The sequence below is a fragment of the Companilactobacillus furfuricola genome, assembly GCF_003946325.1.
Lineage (GTDB): Bacteria > Bacillota > Bacilli > Lactobacillales > Lactobacillaceae > Companilactobacillus > Companilactobacillus furfuricola.
Genome location: NZ_RHNT01000004.1, coordinates 52,875 through 74,628 on the forward strand (window position 1 = coordinate 52,875; position 21,754 = coordinate 74,628).

Annotated in this window: 30 protein-coding genes and 1 pseudogene; 29 read left to right on the top strand and 2 right to left on the bottom strand. The window is 39.1% G+C overall.

Annotation, left to right across the window (positions count from 1 at the left end; genetic code table 11):
* The first annotated feature begins 25 nt into the window (after positions 1-25).
* From rpsH to EKM78_RS02655, 22 genes are all read left to right on the top strand, one after another.
* Complete coding sequence (gene rpsH, locus EKM78_RS02550; RefSeq protein WP_125768911.1) at positions 26-424, top strand: 30S ribosomal protein S8; 399 nt, start codon at positions 26-28, stop codon at positions 422-424.
* Positions 425-454: 30 nt separating this feature from the next.
* Positions 455-985 (top strand): 50S ribosomal protein L6, encoded by a 531-nt coding sequence (rplF, locus tag EKM78_RS02555; protein WP_125768914.1) that lies wholly within the window; start codon positions 455-457, stop codon positions 983-985.
* Positions 986-1,001: 16 nt separating this feature from the next.
* Positions 1,002-1,367: a 50S ribosomal protein L18 gene (gene rplR, locus EKM78_RS02560; RefSeq protein ID WP_281273579.1), complete on the top strand. Its 366-nt coding sequence runs from the start codon at positions 1,002-1,004 to the stop codon at positions 1,365-1,367.
* Between the two features lie 18 nt (positions 1,368-1,385).
* Positions 1,386-1,886, top strand: coding sequence for a 30S ribosomal protein S5 (rpsE, locus tag EKM78_RS02565; protein WP_125768919.1), 501 nt, complete (start codon positions 1,386-1,388; stop codon positions 1,884-1,886).
* Positions 1,887-1,903: 17 nt separating this feature from the next.
* Entirely contained in the window at positions 1,904-2,089 is a 186-nt protein-coding gene (gene rpmD, locus EKM78_RS02570; protein WP_125768922.1) for a 50S ribosomal protein L30, read from the top strand.
* Between the two features lie 30 nt (positions 2,090-2,119).
* Positions 2,120-2,560 carry a 50S ribosomal protein L15 gene (gene rplO / locus EKM78_RS02575; protein WP_125707019.1) on the top strand — a complete coding sequence of 147 codons (441 nt, stop codon included), beginning with the start codon at positions 2,120-2,122 and terminating at the stop codon, positions 2,558-2,560.
* Entirely contained in the window at positions 2,560-3,855 is a 1,296-nt protein-coding gene (secY, locus tag EKM78_RS02580; protein WP_125768925.1) for a preprotein translocase subunit SecY, read from the top strand. Before rplO ends, secY begins: the two co-directional genes overlap by 1 nt.
* 24 nt (positions 3,856-3,879) lie before the next feature.
* Complete coding sequence (locus tag EKM78_RS02585; RefSeq protein ID WP_125768928.1) at positions 3,880-4,533, top strand: adenylate kinase; 654 nt, start codon at positions 3,880-3,882, stop codon at positions 4,531-4,533.
* Positions 4,534-4,634: 101 nt separating this feature from the next.
* Positions 4,635-4,853, top strand: a complete 219-nt coding sequence (gene infA, locus EKM78_RS02590) for a translation initiation factor IF-1 (RefSeq protein WP_010624903.1) — start codon at positions 4,635-4,637, stop codon at positions 4,851-4,853.
* 32 nt (positions 4,854-4,885) lie between these two features.
* Complete coding sequence (gene rpmJ, locus EKM78_RS02595; RefSeq protein WP_010624902.1) at positions 4,886-5,002, top strand: 50S ribosomal protein L36; 117 nt, start codon at positions 4,886-4,888, stop codon at positions 5,000-5,002.
* Between the two features lie 21 nt (positions 5,003-5,023).
* The gene (gene rpsM / locus EKM78_RS02600) at positions 5,024-5,389 is read left to right on the top strand and encodes a 30S ribosomal protein S13 (RefSeq protein WP_125768931.1); all 366 of its coding nucleotides are present in this window, start codon (positions 5,024-5,026) and stop codon (positions 5,387-5,389) included.
* A 16-nt stretch (positions 5,390-5,405) separates the two neighbouring features.
* Positions 5,406-5,792, top strand: coding sequence for a 30S ribosomal protein S11 (gene rpsK / locus EKM78_RS02605; RefSeq protein ID WP_057814566.1), 387 nt, complete (start codon positions 5,406-5,408; stop codon positions 5,790-5,792).
* A 63-nt stretch (positions 5,793-5,855) separates the two neighbouring features.
* Positions 5,856-6,797, top strand: coding sequence for a DNA-directed RNA polymerase subunit alpha (locus EKM78_RS02610; RefSeq protein WP_125768934.1), 942 nt, complete (start codon positions 5,856-5,858; stop codon positions 6,795-6,797).
* A 30-nt stretch (positions 6,798-6,827) separates the two neighbouring features.
* Positions 6,828-7,208 (top strand): 50S ribosomal protein L17, encoded by a 381-nt coding sequence (gene rplQ / locus EKM78_RS02615; RefSeq protein WP_125768937.1) that lies wholly within the window; start codon positions 6,828-6,830, stop codon positions 7,206-7,208.
* 157 nt (positions 7,209-7,365) lie between these two features.
* Positions 7,366-8,196: an energy-coupling factor transporter ATPase gene (locus EKM78_RS02620; protein ID WP_125768939.1), complete on the top strand. Its 831-nt coding sequence runs from the start codon at positions 7,366-7,368 to the stop codon at positions 8,194-8,196.
* Positions 8,172-9,026: an energy-coupling factor transporter ATPase gene (locus EKM78_RS02625; protein ID WP_125768942.1), complete on the top strand. Its 855-nt coding sequence runs from the start codon at positions 8,172-8,174 to the stop codon at positions 9,024-9,026. The genes EKM78_RS02620 and EKM78_RS02625 overlap by 25 nt, the downstream gene beginning before the upstream one ends.
* A gap of 3 nt (positions 9,027-9,029) precedes the next feature.
* Positions 9,030-9,830, top strand: a complete 801-nt coding sequence (locus EKM78_RS02630) for an energy-coupling factor transporter transmembrane component T family protein (protein ID WP_125768945.1) — start codon at positions 9,030-9,032, stop codon at positions 9,828-9,830.
* Complete coding sequence (truA, locus tag EKM78_RS02635; protein ID WP_125768948.1) at positions 9,827-10,573, top strand: tRNA pseudouridine(38-40) synthase TruA; 747 nt, start codon at positions 9,827-9,829, stop codon at positions 10,571-10,573. The genes EKM78_RS02630 and truA overlap by 4 nt, the downstream gene beginning before the upstream one ends.
* Before the next feature lie 125 nt (positions 10,574-10,698).
* Positions 10,699-11,142, top strand: coding sequence for a 50S ribosomal protein L13 (gene rplM / locus EKM78_RS02640; protein WP_125768951.1), 444 nt, complete (start codon positions 10,699-10,701; stop codon positions 11,140-11,142).
* A 13-nt stretch (positions 11,143-11,155) separates the two neighbouring features.
* A complete protein-coding gene (gene rpsI / locus EKM78_RS02645) occupies positions 11,156-11,548 on the top strand; it encodes a 30S ribosomal protein S9 (RefSeq protein ID WP_125707039.1) in 393 nt (130 codons plus the stop codon).
* Between the two features lie 853 nt (positions 11,549-12,401).
* The gene (locus EKM78_RS02650) at positions 12,402-12,722 is read left to right on the top strand and encodes a DsrE/DsrF/TusD sulfur relay family protein (protein WP_125768954.1); all 321 of its coding nucleotides are present in this window, start codon (positions 12,402-12,404) and stop codon (positions 12,720-12,722) included.
* A 24-nt stretch (positions 12,723-12,746) separates the two neighbouring features.
* The gene (locus EKM78_RS02655) at positions 12,747-13,319 is read left to right on the top strand and encodes an SOS response-associated peptidase family protein (protein WP_125768957.1); all 573 of its coding nucleotides are present in this window, start codon (positions 12,747-12,749) and stop codon (positions 13,317-13,319) included.
* Between the two features lie 386 nt (positions 13,320-13,705).
* Here EKM78_RS02655 and EKM78_RS02660 read toward each other — a convergent pair whose 3' ends face one another.
* The gene (locus EKM78_RS02660; protein ID WP_125768960.1) at positions 13,706-14,683 is read right to left on the bottom strand and encodes a zinc-binding dehydrogenase; all 978 of its coding nucleotides are present in this window, start codon (positions 14,681-14,683) and stop codon (positions 13,706-13,708) included.
* A 251-nt stretch (positions 14,684-14,934) separates the two neighbouring features.
* On the opposite strand from EKM78_RS02660, the gene EKM78_RS02665 reads away from it, so the two are divergent.
* From EKM78_RS02665 to EKM78_RS02695, 7 genes and pseudogenes are all read left to right on the top strand, one after another.
* Positions 14,935-15,930 carry a phosphate/phosphite/phosphonate ABC transporter substrate-binding protein gene (locus tag EKM78_RS02665; protein ID WP_125768963.1) on the top strand — a complete coding sequence of 332 codons (996 nt, stop codon included), beginning with the start codon at positions 14,935-14,937 and terminating at the stop codon, positions 15,928-15,930.
* Positions 15,931-15,948: 18 nt separating this feature from the next.
* Positions 15,949-16,704 carry a phosphonate ABC transporter ATP-binding protein gene (phnC, locus tag EKM78_RS02670; protein WP_125768966.1) on the top strand — a complete coding sequence of 252 codons (756 nt, stop codon included), beginning with the start codon at positions 15,949-15,951 and terminating at the stop codon, positions 16,702-16,704.
* The gene (locus tag EKM78_RS02675) at positions 16,704-17,507 is read left to right on the top strand and encodes an ABC transporter permease subunit (RefSeq protein ID WP_125768969.1); all 804 of its coding nucleotides are present in this window, start codon (positions 16,704-16,706) and stop codon (positions 17,505-17,507) included. Before phnC ends, EKM78_RS02675 begins: the two co-directional genes overlap by 1 nt.
* Positions 17,504-18,367: a PhnE/PtxC family ABC transporter permease gene (locus tag EKM78_RS02680; protein ID WP_125768972.1), complete on the top strand. Its 864-nt coding sequence runs from the start codon at positions 17,504-17,506 to the stop codon at positions 18,365-18,367. The genes EKM78_RS02675 and EKM78_RS02680 overlap by 4 nt, the downstream gene beginning before the upstream one ends.
* 12 nt (positions 18,368-18,379) lie before the next feature.
* Positions 18,380-19,168 (top strand): phosphonoacetaldehyde hydrolase, encoded by a 789-nt coding sequence (phnX, locus tag EKM78_RS02685; protein ID WP_125768975.1) that lies wholly within the window; start codon positions 18,380-18,382, stop codon positions 19,166-19,168.
* 4 nt (positions 19,169-19,172) lie between these two features.
* Positions 19,173-20,269 (top strand): annotated as a pseudogene (gene phnW / locus EKM78_RS02690) (2-aminoethylphosphonate--pyruvate transaminase).
* A gap of 186 nt (positions 20,270-20,455) precedes the next feature.
* Positions 20,456-20,704, top strand: a complete 249-nt coding sequence (locus tag EKM78_RS02695; protein ID WP_125768978.1) for a hypothetical protein — start codon at positions 20,456-20,458, stop codon at positions 20,702-20,704.
* An 82-nt stretch (positions 20,705-20,786) separates the two neighbouring features.
* On the opposite strand, the gene EKM78_RS02700 is transcribed toward EKM78_RS02695, so the two are convergent.
* Positions 20,787-21,662 carry a DegV family protein gene (locus EKM78_RS02700; protein WP_125768981.1) on the bottom strand — a complete coding sequence of 292 codons (876 nt, stop codon included), beginning with the start codon at positions 21,660-21,662 and terminating at the stop codon, positions 20,787-20,789.
* Positions 21,663-21,754 lie beyond the last annotated feature (92 nt).

Below are 21,754 nucleotides of genomic sequence, written 5' to 3' on the forward strand. Positions count from 1 at the left end.
AACTAATAACAAGGAGGTAAATTAAATGGTCATGACAGATCCTATTGCAGATTACTTAACACGTATCCGCAATGCCAATATGGTAAAGCATGAATCTCTAGAAGTGCCTGCTTCAAACATCAAGAAGAGCATGACAGAGATTTTAAAGAACGAAGGATTTATCAAGGATTACGAAGTCATTGAAGACAACAAACAAGGTGTTCTTCGTATTTTCCTTAAATATGGACAAGATCAACAACGCGTAATCTCAGGCTTGAAACGTATTTCAAGACCAGGTCTACGTAGTTATGTTGACGCTGATAATGTACCAAAGGTTCTTAATGGACTAGGTATTGCAATTATCTCAACTTCAAAAGGTGTAATTACTGATAAAGAAGCCCGTGCACAACACGTTGGTGGAGAAGTAATTGCTTACGTTTGGTAATAATTTTTAAGGACAAGGAGGTGCACAAATTTGAGTCGTATCGGTTATAGAGTAATTGCAATTCCAGAAGGTGTTACAATTACACAAAAAGATGATAACATTACTGTTAAAGGACCTAAGGGTGAAATTACACGTGAATTCGACCCACGGATCAAATTAACTATCGAAGGTAATGAAGCAAAATTTGATCGTGAAGATGACAACTTAAAAGCTCTTCATGGTACAATGCGTGCGAACCTTAACAACATGGTTCTTGGTGTAACAGAAGGTTTCGAAAAGAAACTTGAACTTAGAGGTGTTGGTTACCGTGCCGCTGTTAAAGGCACAACACTAACTCTTACAGTTGGTTACTCACACCCAGTTGATATGGAAGCACCTGAAGGCATTAAAATCGAATCTCCTTCTAATACAGAAATCAACATTTCAGGTATTAGTAAGCAAAAGGTTGGCCAATTCGCTGCTGAGATCCGTGACGTACGTCCACCAGAACCTTATAAGGGTAAAGGTATTCGTTATGTTGACGAATATGTACGTCGTAAAGAAGGTAAAACTGGTAAATAGTAAATAAATCTATGAGGTGAAAATTGTGATTACAAAACCAGACAAAAACAAAGCACGTCAAAAACGTCAAAAACGTGTTCGTGCTAAAATCTCTGGTACTGCTGAGTGCCCACGCTTAAATGTGTTCCGTTCGAACAAAAACATTTACGCTCAAGTAATTGATGACGTAAAGGGTGTAACGCTAGCAAGTGCCTCAACTCTTGATAAAGAAATTAAAGACGGTTCAAAAGTTGAACAAGCTACAGCTGTTGGTGCATTGATTGCACAAAGAGCTAAAGAAGCTAAAATCAGTGAAGTTGTCTTTGATCGTGCCGGATACTTGTATCATGGCCGTGTTCAAAGTCTTGCTGAAGCAGCTCGTGAAAATGGGCTAAAATTCTAGAAGGAGGAAACCAAACTTATGACATATATCGATCCATCTCAATTAGAGTTAGAAGATCGCGTTGTTTCAATCAACCGTGTTACTAAAGTTGTTAAAGGTGGACGCCGTCTGCGTTTTGCAGCCATCGTAATCGTTGGAGACAAGAATGGCCACGTTGGTTTCGGAACTGGTAAAGCTCAAGAAGTTCCTGAAGCTATCCGTAAAGCCGTTGAAGATGCTAAGAAGAACTTGATCACTGTACCAATGGTCGGATCAACAATTCCTCACGAAGTAATTGGTAAATTCGGTGCTGGTAATATCATGTTAAAACCTGCTATTGAAGGTTCTGGTATCGCAGCTGGTGGTTCAGTTCGTGCCGTTATGGAATTAGCTGGTGTTGGTGATGTAACAAGTAAATCACTTGGAAGAAACACACCAATCAACGTCATCCGTGCAACGATCCAAGGACTTAAAGAACTAAAGACTGCTGAATCTGTATCAGACATGCGTGGAATTTCAGCTCAAAACTTGCTTAACTAAAAGAAAGGTGCGTAACTATGGCTAAACTTAAGATTACTCTTATTAGAAGTGCAGCTCACCGCCTTCCTGCTCAACGTAAAACTGTTAAAGAACTAGGACTCGCAAGAGTAAATAGTTCTGTTGTTAAGCCGGATGATCCTGCAATTCGCGGTGCTGTATTAAAGATTGCTCATTTAGTTAGTGTTGAAGAAGTTAAAGATTAATAAATCATTCAAAGATTAGGAGGTGCAAGAATGGAACTACATGAACTTAAACCAAGTGCTGGTTCAAGACATTCAAGAAAACGTTTAGGCCGTGGTACTTCAAGTGGTACTGGTAAGACAGCTGGTCGTGGACAAAAAGGTCAATTAGCTAGATCTGGTGGTAAGACACGTATCGGTTTTGAAGGTGGACAAATGCCTCTATTCCGTCGTATGCCAAAACGTGGATTTAAGAATATCAACCGCAAAGAATATGCGATCGTAAATCTTAAAGACTTGAACAAGTTCAGTGATGGTGCTGAAGTAAATCTTCAAACATTGAAGGAAGCTGGAATCGTTAAGAAAGAATTTAACGGAGTTAAGCTACTTGCAAATGGTGAAGTAAAAGCTAAGTTAACTGTAAAAGTTGCTAAAAGCTCTGACGCCGCTACCAAAGCAATTGAAGCTGCTGGTGGCTCAGTCGAGGTGATCTAATGTTTAGAACTATCAGAGATGCTCTAAAGGTTAAAGAAATTCGAAAGAAGATCTTCTTTACCCTTATGTTGCTTGTGATTTACCGATTGGGTTCACAAATAACTGTACCTGGTGTTAACGCCGCTGCAATGGACAAAGTTAGTTCAACTGGACTAGTTCCATTGCTTGATACGGTTACTGGTGGTGGTTTATCAAACTATTCCATCTTCTCAATGGGTGTATCACCATTCATCACTGCTCAAATCGTTGTCCAATTGTTACAAATGGATATCGTTCCTAAGTTCGTTGAATGGAGTAAACAAGGTGAAGTTGGACGTAGAAAACTTAACCAAGTAACGAGATACCTAACGATCGTGTTAGGCTTTGTACAATCAATCGGTATCACTGCCGGTTTTAATACCTTAAGTAGTTTACATTTGGTCAAAACACCAAATGCACAAGCTTATATTACAATCGGTATAATTCTTACCGGTGGTACAATGTTGCTAACTTGGATCGGTGAGCAAATCACTGATAAAGGTTTAGGTAACGGTGTTTCAGTAATTATCTTCGCAGGTATTGTTGCCAGATTCCCTTCAGGAATTCAACAAATCTACCGCGATTATATTCAAAATGCTGATCCATCCAACCTAGCCAGAAACATTGGTTTCATTGTTGGATTAGTTATTCTAATTTTGATTGTTGTTCAATTTGTTACATATGTACAACAAGCTACACGTAGAATTCCTATTCAATACACTAGACGTGCAGCTGGTAGTGGTAGCGAAAGTTTCCTACCATTACGAGTTAACGTTGCTGGTGTTATCCCAGTTATCTTCGCTAGTTCATTTATTGTTACGCCACAAACAATTTTGATGGCGTTCCAAGCAAATCATAGTGAAGATTCATGGTATCAAGTACTATCAGAAATATTCAGTATGCAAACAACTACTGGATCATTACTTTACACATTGTTGATCGTATTATTTACTTTCTTCTATGCCTTCGTACAGGTCAATCCAGAGAAGTTGTCCGAAAACTTGCAAAAACAAGGTGCATATATTCCTGCCGTATGGCCTGGAAATGAAACTGTTAAATTTATGAATGGTGTCCTACTTAGATTATCTACAGTAGGTTCTCTCTTCTTAGGTTTAGTTTCATTGCTACCATTGCTTGCAGCTAACTTGTTTGACCTACCTCAATCCATCGGATTAGGTGGTACAAGTTTACTTATCATCGTTGGTGTTACAGTTGAGATGGACCGTCAACTTAGAGGTCTATTGATGAAACGTGAATACGTTGGGTTTATCAGATAAGTAAATTGTTGGGAGATGTGAAGAATGAACATTATATTGATGGGATTGCCTGGTGCTGGTAAGGGTACACAAGCAGAAAGAATTGTAGAAGATTTTGATATTGTCCATATTTCGACTGGTGATATGTTTAGACAAGCTATGGCTGATAAAACCAAAGTTGGTCTTGACGCTAAGTCGTATATCGACAAAGGGGAACTTGTTCCGGATGAAGTTACAGAATCTATTGTCGAAGAACGTTTAGGCAAAGACGATGTTCAAAAAAGTGGATATATGCTAGATGGTTTTCCTAGAACAATCGATCAGGCAAACGCTTTACAGACAATTGCAAAGAATGTAAACAAGCCGATCGATGGCGTAATCTACATTGATGTTAAGCCAGAAGTTCTAGTTGAACGTTTATCTGGAAGATATATTTGCAGAAATTGCGGAGCAACATACCACAAAATCTACAATCCAACAAAGGTCGAAGGAACTTGCGATAATTGCGGTGGTCATGATTTTTACCAACGTGAAGATGACAAACCTGAGACAGTTAAGAACAGATTAAAAGTAAACATCGAAATGAATACTCCATTAATTGATTTTTATGACAAGTTGAACTTGTTACACAAGATCAATGGTGAGCAAGAAATCGATGATGTATATAAAGAAGTTAAAAACGTTTTACAAAGTTTGTAAAACTTTTTAACGTTGGTTTATTTACATATGCACTAAATTGTTGTATAATTTGGCGCTGTATGCAAATGAATTTATCCCGATGATCATGGAGGTTAATATCTTTGGCAAAAGATGATGTCATTGAAGTAGAAGGTACAATTTCAGAAACGTTGCCTAATGCAATGTTTAAGGTGAAACTCGAAAACGGAGCTACAGTGTTAGCTCACGTTTCTGGTAAAATCCGTATGCACTATATTAGAATTTTGCCCGGCGATAAGGTTACCGTTGAATTGTCACCTTATGATTTAACCAAGGGAAGAATTACATATAGATATAGATAACAATTATTTTAATGGAATGGAGGTTCCTTAATATGAAAGTAAGACCATCCGTTAAACCTATGTGTGAACACTGTAAAGTAATTAAGAGACGTGGACGCGTTATGATTATTTGCTCTGCAGATCCAAAACACAAACAAAGACAAGGATAATAAAATAGGAGGTGCAACTTAATGGCTCGTATAGCAGGTGTAGATTTACCTCGTGATAAGAGAATCGTTATTGCCTTAACATACATTTATGGTATCGGTAATACTACTGCTCAACACGTACTTAAAAATGCTGATGTTTCAGAAGATGTCCGTACAAGAGACTTAACTCCTGACCAAGAAGATAAGATCCGTGCAGAAATCGACAAGATCCCCGTTGAAGGTGACTTACGTCGTGAAACAAGCATGAACATCAAGAGACTTCAAGAAATTGGTTCATACCGTGGAATGAGACATCGTCGTGGTTTACCAGTTAGAGGTCAAAACACAAAGAACAACGCTAGAACTCGTAAAGGCAAGAAGATTTCTATTGCCGGTAAGAAAAAGTAGGATAGGAGGTTAATTCATGGCTCAAAACAAAGGTCGCAAACGTCGTACAAAGAAGCATATTGAATCTGGAGTTGCACACATCCACTCTACTTTCAATAACACACTAGTTATGATCACTGATGTTAACGGTAATGCCGTATCATGGTCATCAGCTGGTGCACTTGGATTCAAGGGAAGCCGTAAGTCAACACCATTTGCTGCACAAATGGCTGGAGAAGCAGCTGCTAAAGAATCAATGGAACATGGTATGAAAACTGTCGAAGTAGCTGTCAAAGGACCTGGTTCTGGTCGTGAAGCCGCAATTCGTTCACTTCAAGCAACAGGCTTGGAGATCACTGCAATTCGCGACGTCACACCAGTTCCACATAATGGCTCACGTCCTCCAAAGCGTCGTCGTGTATAGTATGGTCTTATACCCATATGATTTTAGCTACACACATTTCGTTTTGAAAGGGGAACTAACCGAATGATCGAATTTGAAAAGCCAACCATTACACCTGTCGAAGAAAGTAATGATCATGGTAAATATATTGTCGAACCGTTGGAAAGAGGATACGGTACTACATTAGGTAATTCTTTACGTCGTGTTTTACTCGCATCATTACCTGGTACAGCGGTTTCTGATATTCAAATAGATGGTGTCTTGCATGAATTTTCTGCAATTGATGGAGTAATCGAAGACGTTACACAAATCGTGCTTAACGTTAAGAGTCTTTCATTGAAGTCTCATGCTGCAGAAGGCAGCTTAAAGGCCGAAGTAGATATTACTGGCCCAGCTACAATCACAGCTAAAGATATCAAAGCAGATGACGACTTGGAAATCCTAGATCCGGAACAATACATTTGTACTGTTGCAGAAGGTGGACATTTCCATATGCAAATGACAATTAAAAATGGTCGTGGATATACTCCTGCAGAACAAAATAAAACGGATGAAACTCCTATTGGCGTTTTACCAGTTGACTCGATTTTCACACCAGTAGAAAAAGTCAACTATCAAGTTGAAAATACTCGTGTGGGTAAAAGAAACGACTTCGATAAATTGACAATCGATATCTGGACTAATGGATCAATTGGTCCTAGAGAAGCTATTAGTTTGTCAGCCAAGATCTTAACAGAACACTTAACTAGTTTTGTAAATCTTACTGAAGAAGCTAAGAGTGCTGACATGATGATTGAAAAAGAAGAAACACAAAAAGAGAAGAAGCTTGAAATGACGATTGAAGAACTTGATCTATCAGTTCGTTCATATAATTGTTTGAAGCGTGCCGGTATCAGTACTGTGCAAGAGCTAACTGAAAAGACTGAAGCAGATATGATGCGCGTTCGTAACCTTGGCCGCAAATCACTTGTTGAAGTTAAAGAGAAGCTCTCTGATCTTGGATTATCATTAAAGCAAGAAGATTAATTATATCAAATTCAAACAGGAGGTAAACACATGGGCTACCGTAAGTTAGGACGTACAAGTTCTCAAAGAAAAGCAATGTTACGCGATTTAACTACTGATTTAATCATTAATGAACGCATCGTTACTACTCAAACTCGTGCTAAAGAAATCAGCCGTACAACTGAAAAGATGATCACTTTAGGTAAGCGCGGAGATTTGCATGCTCGTCGTTTAGCTGCAGCATATGTTAGAGATGAAGTTGCTAACATTACTGAAGATGACGATGCAGTAGTAGTACAATCTGCACTTCAAAAGTTATTCAGTGATATCGCACCTCGTTACAAAGAACGTAACGGTGGATACACACGTATCTTGAAGACTGCACCTCGTCGTGGTGATGCAGCACCTATGGTTATTATTGAATTAGTTTAATAATAATATAAAGTTTCATTAATAAAAAATCAGTCATTCTGATGAATTAGTGAGTGTTAAGATGTTGGTTACAAGTTTAACTAAGTCTATCTCTGAGATCTCTGGAAACAGAGACACTAATTTGTCGAATGATTTTTTTTTACCCAAAGGTGAGCAAATGGAAAATATTATTTCAATCAAAGATGTTTTTTACAAATACCCCGGTTCTGATAATTATGCAGTTAACGGGATCAGTTTAGATATTAAAGCTAACGAGTGGATCTCGATCGTTGGGAAGAATGGTAGTGGAAAGACTACTTTGACAAGGTTGATCGATGGTCTTGAAGAATGTGAATCTGGTACTATTGAGATCGATGGCGTAGTGACCGACGAAGAAACCATTTGGGACGCTCGCAAGAAAATCGGGATCGTATTTCAAAATCCTGACCACCAATTTGTTGGTGCAACGGTTGAAGATGATGTTGCCTTTGGGTTGGAAAATCAAGGAATGCCACGGGAGCAAATGATAAATGCGGTCGACAACGCTTTAAAAATGGTAGACATGCAAGATTTCAAGAAGCGTGATCCGCAATCGCTATCTGGTGGTCAAAAACAACGTGTCGCTATCGCGGGAGTTTTGGCAATCAAACCGCAAATTATCATTATGGATGAGTCGACTAGTATGTTGGATCCTGAGGGACGGAAGACTGTCATTAATTTAATTGAACAATTACGATCTGAACAAAATTTGACAGTAATTTCTATTACACATGACATTGAAGAGACGCAACTTTCTGATAGAATTATAGTATTGAATTCCGGTAAGATCGTAAAAGATACTGATCCTGCTGATCTATACAACCTCGGTCCTCAATTGACGGAGTTTGGATTGGAAGAACCATTTACTAATTTAGTAGCTGCCGGATTGACTGATTTGATCGATTTTAAGGGCTATATTACGGAGGAAGGACTCATTGACAAATTATGCGAATTGAATTTGAAAAGGTAACACATTCATATGAGTCCAGTAATCCTATGTCAGGACTTGGATTGGCCAATGTCTCATGCACGATCGAAAGTGGCCAATTTACCGCAATCGTTGGTAAAACTGGTAGTGGTAAATCAACGCTCGTCAAACACATCAATGCCCTTTTGAAACCAACTAGCGGGACCATAACGGTTGGTGATCATCAAATTACCCCTGAGACTGATAATAAGAATTTGAAGCCACTGCGCAAAAAAGTGGGAATGGTGTTTCAATTTCCTGAGAGTCAATTATTCGAAGATACAGTCGAAAAAGATATTATGTTCGGACCAAAGAATTTTGGCTTCACGGAAGAACAGGCTAAAGAAGCGGCTTCAAAAATGATCGAAGTTGTTGGTCTAGGGCCGGATTATTTAACTAAGTCACCGTTTGACCTATCAGGTGGACAAATGCGACGGGTGGCGATTGCCGGCGTTCTAGCCAGTGATCCAGAAACAATCATATTAGATGAACCTACTGCCGGATTAGATCCTGTAGGTCGCAAAGAGATCATGGACTTATTTAAGGCTCAGCAATCACGAGGCAAAACAATCATTTTGATCACGCACAATATGGATGACGTGGCCAACTATGCCGATAAATTGATGGTCATGCATGACAGTCATCTCGTCGGACAGGGCACACCTAAGCAAGTTTTCAATGATCAGGAACTACTTAACAAGAACTATATTAGTTTGCCTCAGAGCGCTGTTTTTGCTCAAAAACTGGCTGCTAAAGGTTTCACCTTTGATCAGTTACCAATTACTATCAGTGAGTTGACCGCTGAAATAAAACAACAAATTCACGGTGATTAATAAATGGATAAATTAATTATAGGGCGTTATTTACCAGGTGATTCATTGATTTATCGCTTGGACCCTCGATTGAAATTTTTAATAACATTTTACTTTATTGGTATCGTTTTTTTAGCCAATAATGTGGCCTCTTATGCGTTTTTGCTAGTTTTTGTATTATTCGCCGTTTATGTGTCAAAAGTTAATCTGCTGTTCTTTATCAAAGGACTGCGACCGATGTTTTGGCTGATCCTATTTACGGTAGCTTTGCAGGCCTTCTTTACGCCAAGTAATGATCCAATTTGGCACTGGGCATTTTTAACACTGTCCAAAGATGGCTTGGTTATCGCGGCGTATATATTTATGCGTTTTATCTTGATTATTTTTATTTCAACGTTGTTGACTTTGACGACAACGCCAATCGAAATTTCCGATTCAATCGAGAGCATTTTGAAACCTCTAAAAGCAGTCAAGTTTCCCGTGACCCAAGTTGCTTTAATGTTGTCGATTGCATTAAGATTCGTTCCATTATTGATCGATGAGACTACTAAGATCATGGATGCCCAGCGTGCTCGTGGGGTTGATTTTGGTGAAGGTGGTTTGATCAAACGGATCAAAGCATTCGTTCCCATTTTGATACCATTGTTCGTAAGTAGTTTCTCGATCGCGTATGACCTGGCGATCGCCATGGAATCTCGTGGCTATAAAGATGGGGAAGGACGCAGTAAATACCGTGTCTTGAACTGGTCGAAGCGTGATAATTGGACGATAGTTTTCATGGTTTTAGTTACTGCAATATTATTATTACTACGGAGTTATAGATGACGAATTACAAACTAACTGTTGCCTACGATGGCGCAAATTTTCATGGCTTTCAACGCCAACCTAAGTTAAGAACAGTTCAAGGCGTTTTAGAAAAAGCTTTGACGAAGATGGCGAAGGGTAAACACATTGAAGTCATTGGTTCAGGACGGACTGATGCGGGCGTGCATGCATTAGGCCAAGTGATTTCTTTTCAATATCCAGGAAAACTGGGCGCTGATAATATGTTAAAAGCAGTCAATTCGTTGATGCCGTTAGATGTCATCATTAAAAACTCAGAGATCGTTGCTGATGATTTCCACGCTCGCTTTGGGGTAGTTAAGAAGACTTACCAATATCGTGTTGATTGTGGACATTACACGGATCCATTTAAACGATTTTACACAGGACATTATCCTTATCCGTTTGAAGTCCAAAAGATAGAAACAGCTTTAAATGATCTCATCGGGGAGCACGACTTTTCTAGCTTTGCGGCTTCTGGTGGTGTCATTGAAAATAAGGTCCGTACTATCTACCAAGCTACAGTGGATTATTCTCAACCAAATAACGAGCTGATCTTTGAATTTACTGGCAACGGTTTTTTGTATAATATGGTCCGCATTTTAGTCGCTACCTTATTAGAGATTGGTAATGGTCGTCGTCCTGAGCATGATTTATTAAGATTATTTGAAGTTAAAGATCGTCAAGAGGCTCGTGGAACAGCACCTGCGAGTGGCTTGTATTTAAAAGAAGTTTTTTACAAATAAAATACTTGATCAGTTATTGACTTATCAGCAAATACCAAGTATTATTGTACCTGGTATTGTTTGCCCCACGATAAGCCCCGGAAACTTATTGAGTGTCAAACAGACAATGAACTGGAGGAAAACAAATGCGTACAACACCATTAGCAAAAGCAAATGAAGTTGATCGTAAGTGGTATGTGATTGATGCAGCTGACGTTGCTCTAGGTAGAGTTTCATCAGTTGTTGCAGCAATTCTTAGAGGTAAGAACAAGCCAACATATACACCAAACGTTGATACAGGTGATAACGTTATTATCATCAATGCAGCACAAGTAAAATTAACAGGTAAGAAAGCTAAGAACAAGATCTACTATTCTCATTCAGATCACCCAGGTGGGTTGAAGAGTATCAGTGCTGGTCAAAAGCGCGATGAAAAACCAGAACTATTCGTAGAAGACTCTATTCGCGGTATGTTACCACATAACACACTTGGTCGTAACCAAATCAAGAAGTTGCATGTTTATGCAGGTTCTGAACATAACCACCAAGCACAAAATCCAGAAATGTTGGATATCAACAAACTAATTTAAGGAGGAAAACATTTTGGCAGAAGTATTTTATGCTGGAACAGGCCGTCGTAAAGATTCAGTTGCACGTGTTAGATTAGTTCCAGGAAACGGTAAGATTACTATCAACAAACGTGATGTCAAAGACTACATTCCTTTTGACAATTTGATTGCTGATATGAAACAACCTTTGGACATTACTGAAACAGGCGCTAACTACGATGTTATCGCAAACGTTAACGGTGGTGGTTTCTCAGGACAAGCTGGAGCTATCAGACATGGTATTGCTAGAGCATTACTTAATGTAGACCCTGATTTTAGATCAGCACTTAAGAGTGCCGGTTTCTTGACACGCGACCCTCGTATGAAGGAACGTAAGAAGCCAGGTCTTAAGAAAGCTCGTAAAGCATCACAATTCTCAAAACGTTAATACAAATCTCAAATATTATCATTTTGAAGCACTCGTCATTTTGGCGGGTGTTTTTTTGTTGTGATAGAGCTATGGCAGACAGAAGCGTTTTACTTTGATGGAGGTCTGTTAGTTTAGTTAGTGGGATAGAGGTAGTAGTTTGTGTTGAGGTTCAATGCCGACTCCGGGGCCCGGGGATACGTTAAAGGAACGTAAGTGCTAACGCACTTGCGCAACCGGTTATGGTGGTGGCTACGCCACCGAACAACTAAGGTCGGGAACGTGGTGGGCACATTTTGAACCAATCGAGCAAAGGGCGCTCGCTTGTTTCAAAACTGCACCTTTCTCTAGGCTCCTTCGTCACCAAGAGAAATTTCACCACTGAGGTCTGTATCCCCGGGCCCCTCCGTCTAGATAGGATCATAATCCCCCTTTTTGTTGAGTGTTACCGATTTATTTTGTTCAAGTTGGCACTTTTTGCGCGTCCTATTTCTCACATGTCTATCTCAGATATTTTGATTGTTAGTAAGATATAACCACTAATATATTTATTCCTGTTTTTCATCCTTTTCTTGCTCGCGTGCTGTTAACGCACTCTCGCAGTTATTTTTGTTGAGAATACTGATTTAATTTGAATATGTTGATACTTTTTACCCGCGTGCTGTTTACACACTCTCGTAGCGAATATTCTTAGTTGTTTAGCTTTAATGTTTTTTGAAAATGGCAAGCCTTGGTTCAAGGGTTCTTCTGTTAGGAGTTGTTGCGGTCACATTTTTTTCGTATTGACTTTGTTCTGGTTAATTTTTACAATTAAGTTAATTGTTGCACAATCTTTTATTAGCTTGTCGGCAAAGTTTTTTAGGAGGGATTTTTTATGAAAATTGGTGTTATTTTGGAGACTAAGGAAGCTGAGAAGGCTTGGAATTCTTTGCGTTTTGGTATTGCCGCTTTGGGGAAGGGCAATGAGGTTAAGCTTTTCTTGATGGGTGAAGGTGTCGAGATCGAGAGTATTAAGGATGATGAATTCGATGTTTCTGATAAGTTAGCTGACTTCCAAGATGCCGGGGGTGTTTTATTGGCTTGTGGTACTTGCATTATGTCTCGTCATCTTGATGATAAGACGCACTGTCCTATTTCTACTATGATCGACTGTGTTGAGATGGTAGAATGGGCTGATAAGACTGTTACATTTTAATTAGTTTCGTTTGGAGGGGCCGTTATGTGTGGACGATTTATGTTTGAGCCTAAAGAGAATCCTGAGATCGAGCGGATTTATCAGTTGGCTTTGGATGACGGGTTTGATCCTAAGACGGGGGAGATTTTTCCGACTGATGAGACTGCTCTGATCGTTGCTGGTGATACCCAAGTGCGAGTGGTGACTATGAAGTGGGGATTCCCTGGCTTTAAGAGCGGGCAATCGATTATTAATGCTCGTAGTGAGACGGCTTATCAAAAACCGATGTTTGCTCAATCGATCAGACAACGTCGTTGCGTTTATCCAACTACTGGATTTTTTGAGTGGAATAAAGGACGTCAGAAATTTCGCTTTAATTATGGATCGACAGCAGATACTTTGTTTATTGCGGGGTGTTATAACTTGTTTGATGGCTCGCCACAAAGTGTTTTGTTTACCACTAAACCGAATGAATCGATGATCCAGATACACGATCGCATGCCATTGATTTTGTCGAAGAAACAAATTAATGCTTGGATCTATGATGATGACTTCGCTCAACAATTTATTTCGTCAACGATGCCTCAACTTACTTCAACAGCAGTTAATAAAGATTAAATTTAAAAAGTGCGACTGGAAGAAAAATTCTTCTAGTCGCACTTTTTTTGATGCGCTGATTGGCGGTTCTACGAGTGTTCCTGAAATATCGCTGTGGAACAGTGTGGACGTCGATCTGAGCTCCTCGAAGAAGTGCACTTCGACGATCTTATATACGAGTCTTCCACAAAGCTCTTTCGTCGCCAAGTGGAATTTCTCACCTGACAGCGAATTTTCCCCACCCCCGCAGAACCTTTGGTTTCAGAATCATTAGGTTTTGGTGGGGGTACGGTACTTAGTTATTATTGTCTTTGCGTTTTTGAATTGTTGATATCTATTTATTCAATTTAATTTTGTGCGTGAAACGAGCTCCAGGCGACAGCGCCTTCCGCTCTCTTATTTTTTAGTTATTCCAGTGTTGCAATTATTTTTCCTGAAACCTTGTGTTCGATTAGATCTTGAAGTCCGTCGGCGATTTGATCGAACGATATGGTTTTAGTAATGATCGATTGTAATTTTTTCTCAGCTAATAGTTGTCCCAAATCAGCTGCCATGGTGCTCAAGTCGTCGATTTGAGGTTGTTGGTGTGCACCGCCTAGATTGACGCTTAAGACACTTTGTCCCATGGAACTGAGATCATAATTGTCTAGCTTTGGTTCACCAACGATGGTAATGAGTGCACCGTTGTAAGCTAATCTTGTGAGATCTTTTTGAGCTTCATTAACACCGACTGTATTTACTATCAAGTCAACGCCGACATTGTTAGTATATTCAGCTACTTTTTTTGAGGTATCTTCGGTTTTATAATTGATGATCAAGTCGGGCTTGAGTTGTTTGACCCAGCCGATTTTATGAGTTGAAACAGTTGTGATTACTTTTAAATGAGTCAATTTAGCTAATTGAATTGCAATACTGCCGACGCCACCGGCACCAGCGTGGATCAATATTGTTTTTTTGCCAGTTAAATTCATCTTCCGATGTATAGCTGCGTAAGCAGTCATGCCATTGCATAAAACTGAAGCAGCATCTTCATAGGAAACACCAGTCGGAATTTTGGAAACATAATGATAGTTTGCTTTGGCGTATTCCGCAAAACAGCAATTTTTAGATAAATCTCCGTGATAAAAAACTTTATCGCCAACTTGAAAGTTTTTGATGTTAGCTCCAATTTTAACGATCTCACCAGCGGCATCTAATCCTAAGATATGTAGATAAGTCCATGCTGGATGATGTCCCTCTACCAATTTAAAGTCGACGGGATTAAGTCCCACGGCGTGTAACTTGATCAATATTTCGTCATCAGTTATCTCTGGGATCGCGACATCCATTATTTTCAATTGTGAAACATTACGGCTCTCTTTACTTGGAACTACTAGTGCTTTCATAAAAATCCTCCTCAACATCATTATGTTTATTTTAACTCAATCAATTTAAATGTTTTGGTAATTGTAAATATAATGTAAAGCTATTATTAAGACGAATCTTTACAATGTATTGAAATCTTTACATTTAATAAACAATGAATATACATTCAATTGATAATCTATTACATGTTCTAAAAAATTGTTATAGGAAAGTTGGTATATTTTTTATGAAAAAAGGGCGTTTTTTAACGATTTGCTTAGGGGTAATGTTAATGGCCTTATTAGGTGGAACATTGGCTGGTTGTTCAGGTAAGAGCAGCTCAGCTAGTGGCACAGATGGCAAGAAGCTATCGATCGTTTTTTATCCAAATGAGTCTGCTAAAGACTATTTAGCTTCACGTAATGAATTGAAGGCTAAGCTTGAAAAAGCAACTGGTAAGAAAGTTGATATTAAGACAACTACAGACTACAACGTTGCTATCGAAGCAATTGCTTCTGGTAAAGCTCAAATGGCCTTCATGGGTGCTGATGGATACATCAAAGCACGCAGTTTGAACAAAGCGGTTCAACCACTATTAACAGAATCTGGTCCAGATGGTACGTTCAAGGGTGCTAGTTATCGTTCATACTTGATGGTTCCAGAAAAAGAAGCTGACAATTACAAGAAAGACGGTAAATTCAGCATCGAAAATGTTAAGGGTAAGAAGATCTCATTTGTTTCAGCTAGTTCAACATCAGGTTTTGCCGTTCCAACATACGAAATTCAAAAAGAATTTAAGCTTAAGAATAAAGATGCTTTCTCAGAAAGTGGCAAGTTCTTCCAAAAAGTTCTTTACGGTAACTCACATCCAGGTTCAGCAGTTAACTTGTTGAAGGGTGACGTTGACGTTGCAGCATTTGATGATATTGATTTAACACCATTTATGAAAGTTACATCTGGTAGTTACTCAGAACCAGGTGCTAAGTTCACAGTTAGAGAAGATGCAGGCGCACCATTCACAGATTTCCGTGGTAAGAGTGTTGTAAGTATCTCCGTTCTACCTGTTCAAAATGGTCCACTTGCAGTAAATACAAAGACACTTAGCGAAAAAGATCGTAAGGCTATCGCTGATCTATTCACGTCAGACGAAGTTGCTAATGATCCTAAATTATTTGCTAAAGATGGCTCAAAACAAGCTGCCTTGTTCCACAAAAAGGGACCTAAGTCACAACTTCTTAAAGTTGACGACAACTGGTACAAACCTACTCACGAATTAATCGGTAAATAGTAAATAGGAGGCATTACGATGCTGGAAGTTAAAAACTTAGCGAAGAGTTACCAAAAGGATAAACCAGCTTTGACTGACATTTCTTTTAAAATTGATCCAGGTAATTTTGTAGCGATAATTGGTCCCTCCGGGGCAGGTAAAACTACAATTCTTAGAAGTCTCAATCAACTTATCAAAGATGATGCTGGCGAGATCTTGCTTGATGGTGAAGATATTCGTTCTGCAAACAAGAAAGAATTACGAAAATTACGCCGTCAAATTGGGATGATTTTCCAAAACTACAATCTGGTTGAAAGATTGACTGTTTTAGAAAATGTTCTTCATGGTCGACTCGGGTATAAGTCTACACTTGCAGGCGTAATCGGCCGCTATACCGAAGAGGAGAAGCGTGAAGCTCTTGATTTGCTTGATAAAGTTGGCTTATCAGAATTTGCGCTTCAAAGATGTTCTGAATTAAGTGGTGGGCAAAAACAACGTGTTGGTATCGCCCGTGCTTTGATCCAACATCCTAAGGTCATCCTTTGTGATGAACCGATTGCCTCACTTGATCCAGCATCTGCACAAAATGTTATGAAACTCCTCAAGCAGTTGACTGAGGAATTCAATATTATTTGTATTGCCAATCTGCATCAGATCGATTTAGCTAAGGAACATGCAGATCAAATTATTGGGATCCGTCACGGTCAGATGATTTTTAATGATAAGGCGGACGAATTAGATCAAGAAGCCATCGCTGCCTTATACGGCGCTTCAGCTGCGAAGGAGCTTGCCTAATGAAACAACCAAAAATTACTGCAGCAAGTTACTTAGGAAAGAAGCGTTTAGTCCAATCAGGTGTATTGGCGCTAGTCGCAGTGATCTATGCGATCGGGTGTTTCATTTTACAATTCGACACTATCCAAGGAGCATTGTCGATCCCAAAGGCATTTTCCTGGTTAGCTGTTAATTTTATGCCGACTCAAAACTCAATGACTTATTTGCCGCAGATTATGGCAAAGCTACTTGATACAGTTTTGATGTCGATTGCATCTGTCGTAGTTGCAGCGGTCATCGCCATTTTCTTTGCGATCCTCGGATCAAAAGTTACTGGAATCAATAAGTTCATGCAGATCTTAGTTCGGGGGATCGCATCGTTTTTTAGAAATATTCCTTTAGTGGCTTGGGCCATGATCTTATTGTTCTCTTTTAAACAAAGCAATTTTACGGGATTCTTGGCTTTGTTGTTAATGACGATCGGATTTCTGATCCGGGCGTTTATGGAAATTATCGAGGACGAAGCTGGTGAAGCAATGATGGCTTTAAAAGCTACTGGTGCCAGCTATTTCCAAGTTATTTTCCAAGCGGTGATCCCACAGATCATCCCCAGTTTGATCAGCTGGATTTTGTACATGATCGAGAACAATGTACGTGATGCAACCCTAGTTGGTATTTTAACTGGTACAGGTATCGGCTTTATTTTCGATATTTATTACAAGAGCTTCCGTTTCGATGCAGCAGGGATGACTGTTTTGGCAATCATTATAGTTGTTATCGCTCTCGAAACACTTTCAAATCAAATTAGAAAGGTGATCTTATGATTTCAAACGAAAGCACCTCGCCAATTGCATCAAAACCATCTCTTCAACGAGATCCAAAAGAGAAGATCAAGTTGCACAAGACAACCGCTTCGACTTGGATGATCAACGCCGTTGCTATTAGTTTGATTTTGATCACACTTTATACTTTGACCCACTTGAATACTGAAAATGTCAAAATGACTGAAGCGTTTCACGGATTAATGATGACCTTTGATCAAATGTTTTTACACCCTAATACTGGGGCAGATGGATTCATGGTTTTACTGGAATCCTTAGGAATCAGTGTTCTACTCGGTATTTTAACAACGATCATTGGTGCAGTATTTGGATTTTTCTTTGCTGTGATTGCTTCACGTAATTTAACGAATGCCTATTGGGGAGCCGGCATCAGAGCCCTTATGGCCATAATCCGTGCTATCCCAACAATTTTATGGGCGTTGATTTTCTCAATTGCTGTTGGATTAGGACCCACTGCAGCAATTTTGGGATTAAGTTTCCATAGTGTCGCTTATTTGACTAAGGCTTATTCGGAAAGTATCGAAGAAATTGATCCAGCTATCATCGATGCACTGAAGGTAACCGGCTGTAAATTTTGGACAATTGTTTTCCAAGCTGTCTGGCCTACAATAATTCCTTCCCTAGTTTCATGGACTTTTATTCGCTTGGAGATCAATTTTGCCAATGCTGTTGCTGTTGGTGCTGCCGCTGGTGCCGGTGGTATTGGTTATCAGTTATTCGTTACTAGTGGATTAAGTTTTGACTTCCACGAGGTAGGATACATCGTCTACATGGTCATTGTTGTGACAATGATCTTGGAATTCATCGCTGTTAAATTAAGACAACACTATTTAGGTAAATAAAGGAGTTATATTATGATTGAAGTCGTTATTTTTGACTGGGCCGGGACGACCGTTGATTACGGAAGCTTGGCTCCAGTAGAAGCTTTTCGTGCCGCTTTTAATACTAAGAAGATCTACCCTAGTGATTCACAGATCCGCCAATTCATGGGGATGTCGAAATCTGACCATATTTGGAAGATGTTGGAATTGCCTGAGATCGTTCAACAATTTGAAGAAGAATATCAGCATTTACCTACTGAAGCGGATCACGATGAACTATATGACTTATTTGAATCTGCATTAATGGCTCATTTAGTTAAGAAAACAGAATTAAAGCCATACTTGCTCGATGCAATTGATTACTTGCAGCAACAAGATATCAAAATTGCAACAACTACTGGATATACTCCTAAGATGATGGAGGCAGTCGCAACTGGTGCAGCCAAACTTGGTTATCGCCCAGAAATGATTTTGACGTCAGCAGATGTGGAAAATCATGGTCGGCCTTATCCAGATATGATCAATAAGATCCTGACAGAATTTGCTATCTCTGCTCCTGAAAATGCCATCAATATCGGCGATACGATCGTCGATATTGAAGAAGGTAAAAATGCCAAAGTAAAGACGATCGGTATTGTAGAAGGAAGCAGTTTGATGGGGATGACTGAAAGTGAATATCAAGCACTTTCAGAAGAAGCCAGAATAGAAGCATGTGAATTGGTAAGACAACAATTTATCAACGCTGGGGCAGATTTCATCATTAATAATTTGTCAGAATTGCCAGAAGTCATCAAAAGTTTAAATCAACTAAAGGAAATGTAGAGTAATGGAAAACGAATACTTATTATTAACACCAGGACCACTAACTACTAGTGATACAGTTAAAAAAGCTATGGAAAAGGATTATTGTACTTGGGATGATGAATACAAACACATCACTCAATCCATCCGAAACTCCTTACTAAAAATCGCTCAAGTAAATCCTGAAAACTATGCAGCTGTTCCCATCCAAGGTAGCGGTGCCTACGGTGTTGAATCAGTAATTAGTTCTGTCATTCCTAGCAATGGCACATTATTGATCGCAATGAATGGAGCTTATGGCCAAAGAATTGGCCAAATGGCTGATGTCTACGGCATTGATCACGTTGACTTAGAAGTTGATGAGCAACAACCTGTTACTAAAGAGTTAGTCCGTGCTGAGATCGAAGCGCATCCGGAGATCACCCATTTTGCAATGATCCACTGTGAAACCACTACTGGTATTTTGAATCCGATCGAGGATATTATTCCTTGGGTCAAATCTCAAGGAATAATTACAATTGTTGATGCCATGAGTAGTTTCGGTGTATTCCCATCAGTGTAGAAGATCTTAAGATCGATTTCTTGATCAGTAGTACTAACAAATGTATTCAAGGTGTGCCTGGATTTGCCTTTGTAATTGCTAATAAAGTTATTTTAAATGGCAGTCGTGGCAATGCCAGAACCCTATCCCTGGATTTGTATGATCTATATGCTGCCATGGAGAAAGATCCTGGTAAGTGGCGTTTTACTTCGCCAACTCACGTAGTGCATGCTTTTGCACAAGCTTTGACTGAATTAGAAGTTGAAGGTGGAGTAGAGAAGCGCTACATGCGTTATCGTGAAAACCAGGCACAGCTATCTGCCGGAATGGATAAGTTAGGCTTTAAACAGCTGATCGATCCACAATGGCAATCACCAATAATTACATCTTTTAGATATCCTAGTGAAAGCTTCGATTTCCCACAATTTTATCAAGAGCTAAAACAAGCTGGCTTTGTAATTTATCCCGGCAAGATCTCTATGGTTCCAACTTTTAGAATTGGTAATATTGGCGAAGTTTATCACCAAAATATCGAAAAATTATTAGCTGCTATTAGCAAAATTTCTACAAAAACAGTTTAAAAATTCATTTCCGATTTTAAGAAAGATGGCAATGTTCACTTTGTGAACATTGTCATTTTTTTGCTGAAATAAAAATCGTTAAACTTGCTAACAAAGGATATACGAGCGAAGGTCAGGATTATGTTAGTGATAGTTGTTCACTTGTATGCTAAAATGTTCACAATTGGTTTAATAGTGGAGGATTACATGGTAAAAAACAATCAAGCAACTAGTAAATTAACAAAGAATAATTTTTTAACTGTTTACCCAGAATTTTTACATCGCTTTTCGCACATGAGCTTGGACCAACAAGATTATATTATTGCCGATCCAACACTAAATGATCTTTATCAAACTCGTGAAGAAAAGGGCGAGTTGGATCAAGATTTTAATCGTCAAAATGATGAAGCAGTTGAAGATCAAGTAAATGAGTTAATTGAAAAATTTAACAATTAAAAAAATCGGGCCTAGTAATAGGCTCGATTTTTTTTTTTATTGACTACAGTGTTTCAGCAGCTACGCAGCTTTTTAACACTCTTTATTTATTTTTTAGTACTTCTGCAGACCAACCTAGAACAAAGGCGTTTGTACCTAAGTGAGCCCCGATGACAGGTCCAATTTGACCGGTTTCAACAACTAGTTCAGGGTATTTTTCCTGGATATGTTCTTGCCATTTGGCCATAGCATCCAGATTGTTAGTACCAGTGAGGAAAATCCTGACTGGATAGCCTTTCTTTTGACGAATTGTTTCGAATTCGTCTTCGATAAAGTGTAAGGCTCTTTTCATGGTACGGATCTTGTCGGTAGCAACGATTTTGTGATCATCATTCATCATTGTCAAAATGGGTTTGATCCGCAGTAAGCCGCCCGTAAATGCCGCGGCATTGGTCAGACGACCGCCGTGAACTAAATTCTTTAGGTCATCGACCACAAAATATTCACCGATCGTTTTCTTTTGACGGTCCACTTTGTCCAAGATCTCTTCTACACTGGCACCATCATTTGCCAATTTAGCAGCATATTTTACTAAGTAAGCCATCGGTTGGATCGACAAGAATGAATCGACTAAGTGGATCTTGGCCTTAGTATATTCTGGCAAGGCAGCTGCTAAATTATTACAAAATCCTGTAATACCGCTAGTAATGTGGATACTGATGATCTCATCATATCCCTTAGCAACAACGGAATCGTAAAAGTCGAACATCTCTTGAATAGAAGGTGGAGCAGTTGTAGGAAAGTCCTTAGTCGTTGCTAGTTCTTGATAAAACTGAGCATCGGAAATATCAACGCCTTCGTGATAAAATTTCCCATTTAATTGAACTTCAAAATGAACCATAAAAGCGTTCCCCATCGCTTGCAGCTCTTCTTGGCTTAGACTAGAAGTACTGTCGGTTACAATAGCAATTTTACTCATTGTGTTTCTCCCTAAAAAAATAATCCCACAAAAAATTATCAGGCATCATGCCATTAAATTTACATAAGTCATAAAAAAATTACCATTGAAAA